The sequence below is a fragment of the Dehalococcoidales bacterium genome, assembly GCA_041656115.1.
Taxonomy (GTDB): Bacteria; Chloroflexota; Dehalococcoidia; order Dehalococcoidales; family UBA5627; genus UBA5627.
The window spans coordinates 1-10,024 of the sequence record JBBAED010000013.1; the positions used below are offsets into that span (position 1 = coordinate 1).

At 44.8% G+C, this 10,024-nt stretch carries 6 protein-coding genes, 1 tRNA gene and 2 pseudogenes; 7 read left to right on the forward strand and 2 right to left on the reverse strand.

Annotated elements, in window-relative coordinates; all coding sequences use genetic code 11:
* The first annotated feature begins 311 nt into the window (after positions 1-311).
* From WC958_06030 to WC958_06050, 5 genes are all read left to right on the forward strand, one after another.
* Positions 312-1,346 (forward strand): thrombospondin type 3 repeat-containing protein, encoded by a 1,035-nt coding sequence (locus WC958_06030; protein ID MFA5629781.1) that lies wholly within the window; start codon positions 312-314, stop codon positions 1,344-1,346.
* A gap of 9 nt (positions 1,347-1,355) precedes the next feature.
* Positions 1,356-5,759, forward strand: coding sequence for an RHS repeat-associated core domain-containing protein (locus WC958_06035; protein ID MFA5629782.1), 4,404 nt, complete (start codon positions 1,356-1,358; stop codon positions 5,757-5,759).
* The gene (locus WC958_06040) at positions 5,756-6,136 is read left to right on the forward strand and encodes a hypothetical protein (protein ID MFA5629783.1); all 381 of its coding nucleotides are present in this window, start codon (positions 5,756-5,758) and stop codon (positions 6,134-6,136) included. Before WC958_06035 ends, WC958_06040 begins: the two co-directional genes overlap by 4 nt.
* 69 nt (positions 6,137-6,205) lie before the next feature.
* Complete coding sequence (locus tag WC958_06045) at positions 6,206-6,631, forward strand: hypothetical protein (protein ID MFA5629784.1); 426 nt, start codon at positions 6,206-6,208, stop codon at positions 6,629-6,631.
* Between the two features lie 41 nt (positions 6,632-6,672).
* Positions 6,673-7,119, forward strand: a complete 447-nt coding sequence (locus WC958_06050) for a hypothetical protein (protein ID MFA5629785.1) — start codon at positions 6,673-6,675, stop codon at positions 7,117-7,119.
* 4 nt (positions 7,120-7,123) lie between these two features.
* On the opposite strand, the gene WC958_06055 is transcribed toward WC958_06050, so the two are convergent.
* Entirely contained in the window at positions 7,124-8,212 is a 1,089-nt protein-coding gene (locus tag WC958_06055; protein MFA5629786.1) for a replication initiation factor domain-containing protein, read from the reverse strand.
* 508 nt (positions 8,213-8,720) lie between these two features.
* On the opposite strand from WC958_06055, the pseudogene WC958_06060 reads away from it, so the two are divergent.
* A pseudogene (locus WC958_06060) lies at positions 8,721-8,873 on the forward strand (transposase).
* Positions 8,874-8,933: 60 nt separating this feature from the next.
* Positions 8,934-9,123 (forward strand): annotated as a pseudogene (locus tag WC958_06065) (IS481 family transposase).
* Positions 9,124-9,754: 631 nt separating this feature from the next.
* On the opposite strand, the gene WC958_06070 reads toward WC958_06065, so the two are convergent.
* Positions 9,755-9,829: transfer RNA gene (locus WC958_06070), tRNA-Asn, on the reverse strand.
* Positions 9,830-10,024 lie beyond the last annotated feature (195 nt).

Here is a 10,024-nt window from a genome sequence, read left to right on the forward strand (position 1 = left end):
CATACCCGCACACCGCGCAAACCTCATCAATCAGGCGCGATTTATACGCCTTGCCCGCCGTTTTATATCTGCGGCATTGAACCCGCAGATCCTGCGCTCTTGACTCCAGACTCATCGTTTTCCATCCCTCCAGCAACAGGGTGTCATCCTTATGAGTCAACGAAACAATCCGCCCCCCTCTGCGGCCCGTGCTTCGGTGTCTTTTTTTATGAGTCAATTCGCCTCTTTTATTTTGTTGCGGACTTGCCAGGAGAAAAATCGCCCGTTACGATTTTTTCCGTTGCTGACGGGTACGGTGAAGAAAGGGACAAATGAAAGCATGGATTATTGCGGGGATTGTTTTAACCGTCAGCAGTCTGTTTGCGGATGAGTCAGCAAAAAAGCAACTGCCGGATGAAACGGATTCATATCTGGTTACATCATGGGGACAGCTTTACGACGAATATATCTCATTTAGAAACCAGCATGGAAAAATCGTGCCGCCGTCGGTTTCCTATGAGGATGCAATTACTGGATTTTTTAAAAACGACTGGTCGTTTTTAAGCCGGAACTGGCATTTTACTTTTTCCGGCGGCACGCGGTATACATCGGCACTTCCAACCATGGGGATTACCGAGCCGGTTATTATTAGAATTTTTGAAAATCTACGGACTGCGGATATAATCATTCTTTCTTCACCGCTTACCGACGGTAAGGCGTTTAACGGTTCTGCAATTTTTACAGCCCCCGCATTCATGCCATACGAAGAGAGTTTTTCTCTCAGCAGATATTCATTCGATGAAATGGCACCCCGCCGCGTGCTTTTAGAACTGATTGTAAAGCCTGAGAGCTATCGGACGGCGGATTTATTAGCGGCGAGAGCCGAAGCAGAAGCGGCGGCGTTACGAATGGCGGCCATGCCTAAATCCGCGCCGGTGCCGAAAACCGGCATCTGGATGGAGTTTGATTTTGGCGCAAGTGCAATTAATGTGCATGCGTCCACCGGTTATGAAAAACAGATCGAAATTTATTCACGTTTCAGCCTGACGAACGGCGATTGGGCGTATTCAGCGAACCGCGTCGCCAATCTCACCTCGAACAATCCGGCGGCAGTGGTTGTTGATCTGTCCGGCACACAGGGGTTTTTCCTTGCCGGTGATGCAGAGATGGACAGCGATGGTGACGGTATTCCTGATGCACGAGAAATTTATATTCATGGAACAAACCGTTATCTGGCGGATTCAGACGGCGATGGGATATCCGATTATGATGAAATTTACCTGTATCGCACCGATCCGCTAAACAACGATGTCACCATGCCAGCAATCGTTTTGATGCCGTCAAAAAACACCATCATTTTTCCGTAAGGCGATGTTATGAGAAAAAAATTTAATGTTTTAAATAGGGAATACACGCAGTTTTTGAAAAAAATAATTTGCGGAGTATTAATCTTTTTTACTGCCGGAATTTCAGCTTTTGCCTGCATGGAGGAAATTTGGATAGATGGTTATTATGACGAAGTGTCGGAATGGGTGGATACAAGCTATTATGGGGTTATCGGATATGATTGGGAAGATGGTTATCTTGATCCGGAGTTAGGCTGGGTGGATGGCGGACTTGTTCCGGTTTATGGAATGATAGAAGATGGGTATTACGACACAACATATGTGTGGGAGAACGGATATTATGATTACCAGTGGAATAGTAATTGCGGAATTTGCGATCCCGGCGGCGGTGACCCTGGTGATCCCGGTGACCCCGGCGATCCCGGTGATGAAGATGAAGCGGAAGACGAAAAAGAGAATGAAAAAACATCAACCAAAGAGCCGATTGATGTAAAAACCGGAAATAATTATTTTACCGAATCCCGGATTCATATTCCCTGTCCGGGGATTTCGTTACGGTTTGACTTAAAATATCAGAGTGTTAACAGCATGATGGTCGGCGTGCTGGGCAAAGATTGGCTCCATTCATATGAATGGATGGTACAATTATCTAACGACTGGGCATATGTGTTTACCGGCGAAGGACACCGGTTTAATTTTAAATCAGATGGAAACGGCGGTTATCTGCCCTCAAAATCCAATAACTGGACGTTTGAGCAAAACGCATCCGGTTATATTGTAAGACAGCCCGGTGGTCTGGAATACTGTTTTAACGGAACCGGCTGGCCGGTTTCAATTCGGGATGCATGGGGCAACCAAGTTGCATTACAGTATGATACCAATAGCTGCCTTGAACGGGCAGTTCATTCCACCGGACGGCAGATCGAATTTACACATCAATGGATTTCTGATCTGGAAAGCTGGCGGCTCCATACTGTTTCAGTTCCCGCCGGACAGTCTTTATCATTTTCATATAACAGTGACGGACAAATGGAATCCGTTACGGAACAGGTCGGAACAAACTCGTATTTATCGACCTACAATTATCATCAGGGCTTTTTGATAAACAGGATAAATAAAACCGGCGTCATGTACCATTACGGATACAGTGATCCATCAGGGAACCCCACCGGGGGCAAAGGCACATGGCTTATGGCGGATGGATGGAATGAACATACTGTAACTTATCTCAGTGAAAGCGAAACAGACGTCCGGTATGTCCATACATGGGATAATGATGCACAGATATACCGCTATTCCTGGAATGATCAGGGAGAACTAAATGCAAAATACGGACCGGTGGATTCAACAAACTCCATTTATCAATCCGGGATACGTTATACCTACGCATCCAACGGAAAGGATGTAATAAAAGAAGAACTGTTTGATGGGAATGATGCAACATGGACAACGTGGAAGTTATATGATGAATACCACAACGTCACCAATTATTCCGTTGCGTATAATTCATCCAACCCGGTATTTATGCACTCAATCGAATATGATCCGATTTGGCAGCAGCCTGTTCAAATAATCGATGAGTGGGGCAAACGGACAGAAATTGTTTATACCAACGGACTGCCGTTACTTAAACAGGTATTTCATTCCGGCACACAAAGCTATGACACACTGTTTAACTATACAACAAATGGATTGATTTCATCGTTTGTCAACCCGAATGGAAATGCGGTTACATTCGAATATGACGATAAAGGTAATTTAATAATTTCTGCCGCATCGCTGGGGCCGGTCGTCAGTAATACGTATAACAGTCTGGGATATGTGGTTCAGACGGAAATACTGGCAGAAGATGGCACTTCCATCGGACGGATTACACAGCATGAACGTGATTCGAAAGGACGTTTGACACAAACCATATATGCCGACACATTGACATCATCTATTCAATACAATGCACTGGACTATGTAACACAGACGGTTGGCCGCGCCGGGAATGTGACAGATTATACCTATGCCCCAGGACGGAAACTTACTTCGAAAACCCGTTATCTTGAACAAAACAATACGAATATTCCGGTGCGAATCGGGTACGACTACACCCCGCAGTTTAATACGACCCGCATCCTTGAGTCGCGCGGACGCTATGTCGAAGAATATACACGGGATATTCAGGATCGGATGACATCCGTAAAAAATCTTGAAGATCAAACGATGCAGATTCAGTACGGCATCGGAAACTTTGTAACCAATGTCATTCGTTACGATGGCTCGCGTGTTGAAACGGCGTATGACACGGCTGGACGTCAGTCGTCGGTAAAATATCTTTCCGCTAATAATCAGCAACTGGCGCAGATTTCTTATTCTTATTATCCTGCCTGGAAAGAAACATACGTCTCTGACGGATATAGCGGATTCTACAATTATCTCGACACCGCCGGGAGGTCCGCCTGGGTGGATGCATATTACGGCCCAATTTGGCTCGGCTGGTCTACGGGATATGATCCGGCGGGAAATATAACCAGTAAAAATATTTACAATGAATGGTCTGAAAATGACACCTGGGTTTATAACAATTTCAGCACCGGATACCGTTACGATACGGCAGAACGGCTGACCGGAATTTCAGCCACAGTGGATTCCGTTAATACACAGAACTTTGAATACGGTTATTCACCGGTGAACGGGCGGATTTCATCCGTCACCAATGCAGAGTCCGGCTTAGTGACAACGCATGCTTACAGCATTATGGACTGGGTAACGAACATCACTTATAGAACACGATCCGGAGCCGTTATCCGTTCCATCAGCTATCAGCGCGATGCGCTGGGCATGATTACGAATGTAACCATTGGAGATGGCAGTTCAGAGTTGTCAGTTAAACGCTATCAGTATGATTCGTTAAATCGTTTGATTCGTGAAAGTTCGTTTGATTCGTGGGCTGAATATTCCTACGACTTAGCCGGAAACCGTCTGATAAAGTCAAAAACTGATAACGGAGAACCGATAACCGTTAACTATGTTCTCGGAATCGGTGACCGTTTAGCATCATGGAGTGCCGTGGTTACAAACCAGATTGGAATTCCACAGAACATAACCATAACTGGTTATTCCTCAAAACCGATCGGTACGAACGATCTCTGGGGTCAGCTTTGGGTCAGTAATTCATTAACTCAGTCGTCCGCCGTACCACAGGTCGACGGAACTGATTTTACAGCAACCAATTTGCAATTCGGAGTTGGTTCCCAGCAGGTTGTAGCGGCGATTTGTGATGCCGCCGGAAATACCGGTTTCGCCACGAATACTGTAACTATAACGGTTGTGACCAACGGAACCTATCAATACGATGCCGCAGGCTGCATTACGAATATTTCATATTCAGGACTTGGAAATTACTCTGAAAATATCTCGTTAAACTGGGATGAACGTTACCGGTTGAAAGAAGTTCAGCGTTCAGGGTTTACCGTTCAATATGAATATGACGTTCTTAATCGCCGGACAAAACGCACGGTCAGCTCTGACCTCGGAACTCCGAGTTCTGAATTCTACATTTACGACGGCAATCAAATTCTCGCCGACATAGATGCGAACACCGGTGAACTGCTTCGCTCGTACGTTTGGGGCGTTGGTATCGACAATCTGCTCTCCATGACCGTTTATCCGCAAACGACAAACTCCACACCTCAAACTTATTATCCAATCAAAGACCCTTTGAATTCAGTCTTAGCGATGGTCGATGCCAACGGACAGATTATTGAATCCTACGAGTACGACGCGTGGGGAAGAGTTTTGGATATTAAAGACTCTTCCGGCACTTCAATCGGAAATCAGCAATCGTCAATTGGAAATAGATATTTGTGGCAAGGTCGCGAATATGATTGCGTGACGGGGCTGTATTATTTCCGCGCGCGGTGGTACGACCCGATTACAGGACGGTGGATGAGCAAAGACCCGATTGGAATCAGCGGCGGATTAAATCTCTATGCGTTTTGCGGAAATAATCCAATTAACGCTAGAGATCCGATGGGGCTGGACATTGCCTATCTAAATAATAGCGAGGGTGCTATCTTGGGCGCAGGGCATTCTGCCGCAGCTGTCGGTAACGACGAAACTGGATGGACATACTTTAGTTTTGGCATGGGAAATCCGTTTACCTCATCTGATAATTTAACTGTTGAAACATATGATACATTCAACGATATGATAGCGGCAAACCCGGAATATGAACGCTATATTATATATTCTACAAATGCCGACGCTGATACTGCGGCTATACGTGCGGGGAATTTATACGAGAATGCATTATATGATCTCGCTATCCAAAATTGTGATGATGTTGCTTCAAGAATACTGAGAGATGGAGGAATTGATGTTAATCATGGGCTGACGCCAAATATGACATTCCAAAATCAATTAAACCCATGGAAGACCGAATGAAAAATATAATTCAGTGTTTAATTATAGGTGTATCTCAATTTATAGGATCACGTATTGGCGGTTTATGGTTTTTTATTTTCACTCCGTTTCCTTTATTTTTTATTTTACAATTCATCCCAAAAAAATATGAATGGAGAAATGTCCCATTTAGTTTATTTCCACTAGCACTTTTATTGCTGGATTTTATAGTTTTTTTACCTCCTCGGATTAAAAAAGGAATGACGTTTAAAATGTATTTTTATGATTTTTTTGAAGCATTTTTGATGATTCTTTTTCTTGCATGCTTACAGTGGGGAATACTAAAGCTTTTGTGGTTAAGCCAATCATTAATTGTAATATCAATTGATAGGTTTTTTAAAAATAAAGAACAAAGATAAAACCCGACATACTATAATCTTCCAAAAATATTAAATCGTGTTTTGATAAATATAATATTGAGAGCTTGGATGAAATACTTAACAACTTTATTCCTTATACCTTTTATATTAACCGGATGTATTTTAAAATATGAGGATGTAAGCAACGAGCCTGAATACAAACAGTTACTAAATACTCGTTATTCACTGAAAACGCGTATGGTCATTAGTGGAATAAATCTACCGCCTGGATATGGGAAAGATATAAATATTTATGTTGTTTATCCGCTAGTGTCAGGAAGAATCACAGGACCAAAAATTATTTCTGAAGAGATTTTACATTCTAGTACAATTATAGAAGTGCTGGGTGTAAGGAAGAGTGTGAATCATATTCCTGGATATCAATCCATCGATGCGATTATTACAGTGTACCCATACGAAAAAGCTACAAATGTTCCTGTTGTGATTGATTTGAGATATCTTCAATCAACTAATTATGTGCAAAAATTAAAATAAAATACTAATTATATTATACCACATGATATGAAGAGAAAATTATGAACAAAATAATATTTTTAAATGTCGGGTTTATATATTTTTTATTATTAACCGTATATGCAGAACCTCAGCCACGAACAGCACCACGTATTTTTAAAAATCAAACCAATACATTAGTTCATGCACCTCAATTTTCAAATTCCAGCACAAACCATGATGCGCGCGCACAGCGTTTACTTGATCAATTAAACGCGCAGACTCAAATACAGGAAACCGACGCTCAACGCCTTGTCCGGCTGCAGAAAGAGCGCGCCGAAATTGTCCGTTCAATCTCTTTGACGCAACAGCGCATCAATCAAAACGCGAATCACGTTCATTCAGAAGCCTGTTCGCATGGACATAATCACAGCCCGAACAGTAATTTTGCTTTACAACGCATGCTCCAGCAACGACAGGCAGACCTGGCCAAAATTGATCAGGAAATTTCAAAATTACAGGCACAGTGATTGGTTAGATTACCAAAGCGGATTGTTTAAGCATCCCTTTCGAAATCCCGTACTTATCGTGATAATCTCGAATTTCCGCCCGGTGCCGTTTGCTCAACTTGGCGTTCCGCATAAGAGGTTCGAGCCAACTTTCAAAATTCTCGCCGCCAACCGCCACTTGAACTTTTTTCATCGATGAAACAACGGCTTTTTCAAGCCATTCTTTTGTATTATCAATCGACTTAATACGTTGAGGGTTCCGCAGTTTAACACACCCTAGAATATCTACAATCCGTTGCCACCAGTCGAGCCGCTCCATGCGGTCAAGGTGCGTCCCTTTGCGGTTCACAAAATCAATCGAACCGCCAATGATTGCGCCGATCATTCCGGCAAAAGTTTCTAAATCCGGCGCACTGCACAGTTCCAGAAAAATCGTTTTCGCTGTTTGCTTTGTAAATTCCACTTCCCAACGCACACAATCCATTTCACCTTTTGATTCAAGGTTTTTATCGTAACAACGCAAATAGCGTCCCGAACCGTTTTTGCCGCGCTGTCCAAAATAAATTCCGTCATTTAAAAATTCACCGGACACGCGTCGTTTCTGTTTCGGTTCCCAGCATTTAAAGCCAGTAAAATTCGATTGTTCCGCGATTTTCGCAACGTCATGCGGCATTTTTATTTTTTCAAAATCATTAAAACAAAGGTCTATGCGCGTTGTACTGAACTCAAACGTCTCATTTAAATCGCGCATAAGTCGAAATAACCCGTTCGCGCTGAACGCACCTAAAGACTGTCCGCTCAATTGAACCGCAACGCGGTTACGGTGCATATTCCGTTTTTCCTGATCGCTATCCCAATACATTGCAATTCCATACGGATGCCATTTGCAATGTCGGTCATAGCAAAAATATCCATACGTAAAAACTTCCGGTTTGCCGCCGCACATTTTAGAAAAATAATCAAACAGCAGTGCCGATTTTTCAAATGGCACTGTTCCCTGCAACCAGTCAACGCCGACAGAACCTGAAAAATTTTCTAAGTCAAAATCCTGTTTTTGGCAATTATCCCCCCCTAATAGATAAGGGGGGGACGGCGCACGGCATTCGCCGTGCAAAGCAAAAATGCCGCTGGGGTAACGCTCACGGGACGCTTCGCGCCCGTTCGTTCCGTCCTGCGGACGGGAGTTTTCCGCTTTGGGCGGCAAAGAATACGACAGAGAAGAAGAAAAAGGCGGCACACCGCCTTCTTTACCGCTCCGAAAGCGCTCCGGTTGCTCTCCAGCAGAGCCGTATCCTCTTTCGGACATTTTCGTCGGAAGTGTGCCGCCTGAAATCATTGCGTACCCCCGTTCGCCTTAACGAGCGTGAGAAGCGCGTCTTTTAGAGACTCATTTAGTCCGTCCCACGCCTTTACAATAAACGCCAATCGTTTATCCTGTGGACAGTGTGAGGGGCAGACAGTGCATTTGGAGCAATGTTTGCAGGGCTTTGAGTGAGTTTTCGAATCCCTCTCTCTCCGCCACTTATGCTCCACTCACTTTCACCAGAACCGCACCGGATGGTTCGAGATTAGGGCGTGTTAACACTGTTGCATTTCATGCCGGGATGCCGTAAAAATGCCGCATGAAACTTACGCAGGAACAATATAACCGGATTGCCGATGTGTTTCCGACGCAGCGCGGCAATGTCTCTTTGGATCATCTAACCGTGATGAATGCCATTCTCTATGCGCTCGAAAACGGCTGTAAATGGCGGGCACTGCCGGCGGAATTCGGTAAACTGTTTAGTCCCACAGTGTAGTGGAGTGATGTATAACCAGCTCCGTAGGGATGAATTATGGGACAGATATTACACGGGTGCGCCGAACGATACAACATCGTCAAGAGAGCCTGAATGTTCTGGCACAGCAGTACGGTATTAACCCGAAAACCGTAGCGAAATGGCGACAGCGCACAACGGTACAAGATGCCCCCCGATGGGGCCCAGGCAACCCCGCTCAACAGTGCGGAGCAAGCAGGAAGAGGCTATGCTTTATGTCCGGATCGACGCCATGTCACTGGACAGCACCAGCGTCCGGGATCACCCGGGCGCCGGCGGGGCGTTGAAAAAAACAGCCCGCAAGCCATCGGGCGGTCACGGGGCGGACGAACTACAAAGATACATCTGGTTGCCGCAACTGCTCGTCAGGCAGTAATTTTCTGCCTGTCTGCCGGCAACGAGGGTGACGCGCTGCGGGGCAGAGAATTGCTGATGCGCATGGGCAGAATCCCGGAACCATGCCATCTGCTTATGGATCACGTGTATGAAGGGGATGAAACCCATGAACTGGCTCAGGCGCTGGGGTTTATACCTGTTGTTCCGCCCAGCCCGAACCGGAAAAACCCATGGGATTACGATACAATAATCTATAAAAGACGTAATGAGGTTGAGCGACTCATCCGGCGGGTGAAATCCTGTCGCCGGGTATTTACCCGGTATGACAAACTGGACATTATGTTTTTAGGATTCATTGTCTTCGCGTTCATCGTGGAATTCTTACGCTTGTGTTAACACGCCCTAGTTTAAACACCGAATATCAGGAGTTTTCAAAACTGGAGTTGAGAGGATAAGACTTCACGGAACCCCCTGTCACTATTGAATAAAATTGCTATTCAAAGTGGCTCCGGCGGCTGGGCTCGAACCAGCAACCAAGTGATTAACAGTCACCTACTCTACCATTGAGCTACGCCGGAATTAAGAGGTGATCAAGGTATAGAAATAGAAAATGAAGTCAAGACCTCCCTCGAATTTTTATTTATCCCGAATTGACTCATAAAAAAAGACACCGAAGCACGGGCCGCAGAGGGGGGCGGATTGTTTCGTTGACTCATAAGGATGACACCCTGTTGCTGGAGGGATGGAAAACGATGAGTCTGGAGTCAAGAGCG

Excerpts from the sequence above, each read along its gene's own strand:
- WC958_06035 (MFA5629782.1), top strand. The coding sequence starts at position 1,356 with ATGAGAAAAAAATTTAATGTTTTAAATAGGGAATACACGCAGTTTTTG.
- WC958_06040 (MFA5629783.1), top strand. The coding sequence starts at position 5,756 with ATGAAAAATATAATTCAGTGTTTAATTATAGGTGTATCTCAATTTATA.
- WC958_06045 (MFA5629784.1), top strand. The coding sequence starts at position 6,206 with ATGAAATACTTAACAACTTTATTCCTTATACCTTTTATATTAACCGGA.
- WC958_06030 (MFA5629781.1), top strand. The coding sequence starts at position 312 with ATGAAAGCATGGATTATTGCGGGGATTGTTTTAACCGTCAGCAGTCTG.
- WC958_06050 (MFA5629785.1), top strand. The coding sequence starts at position 6,673 with ATGAACAAAATAATATTTTTAAATGTCGGGTTTATATATTTTTTATTA.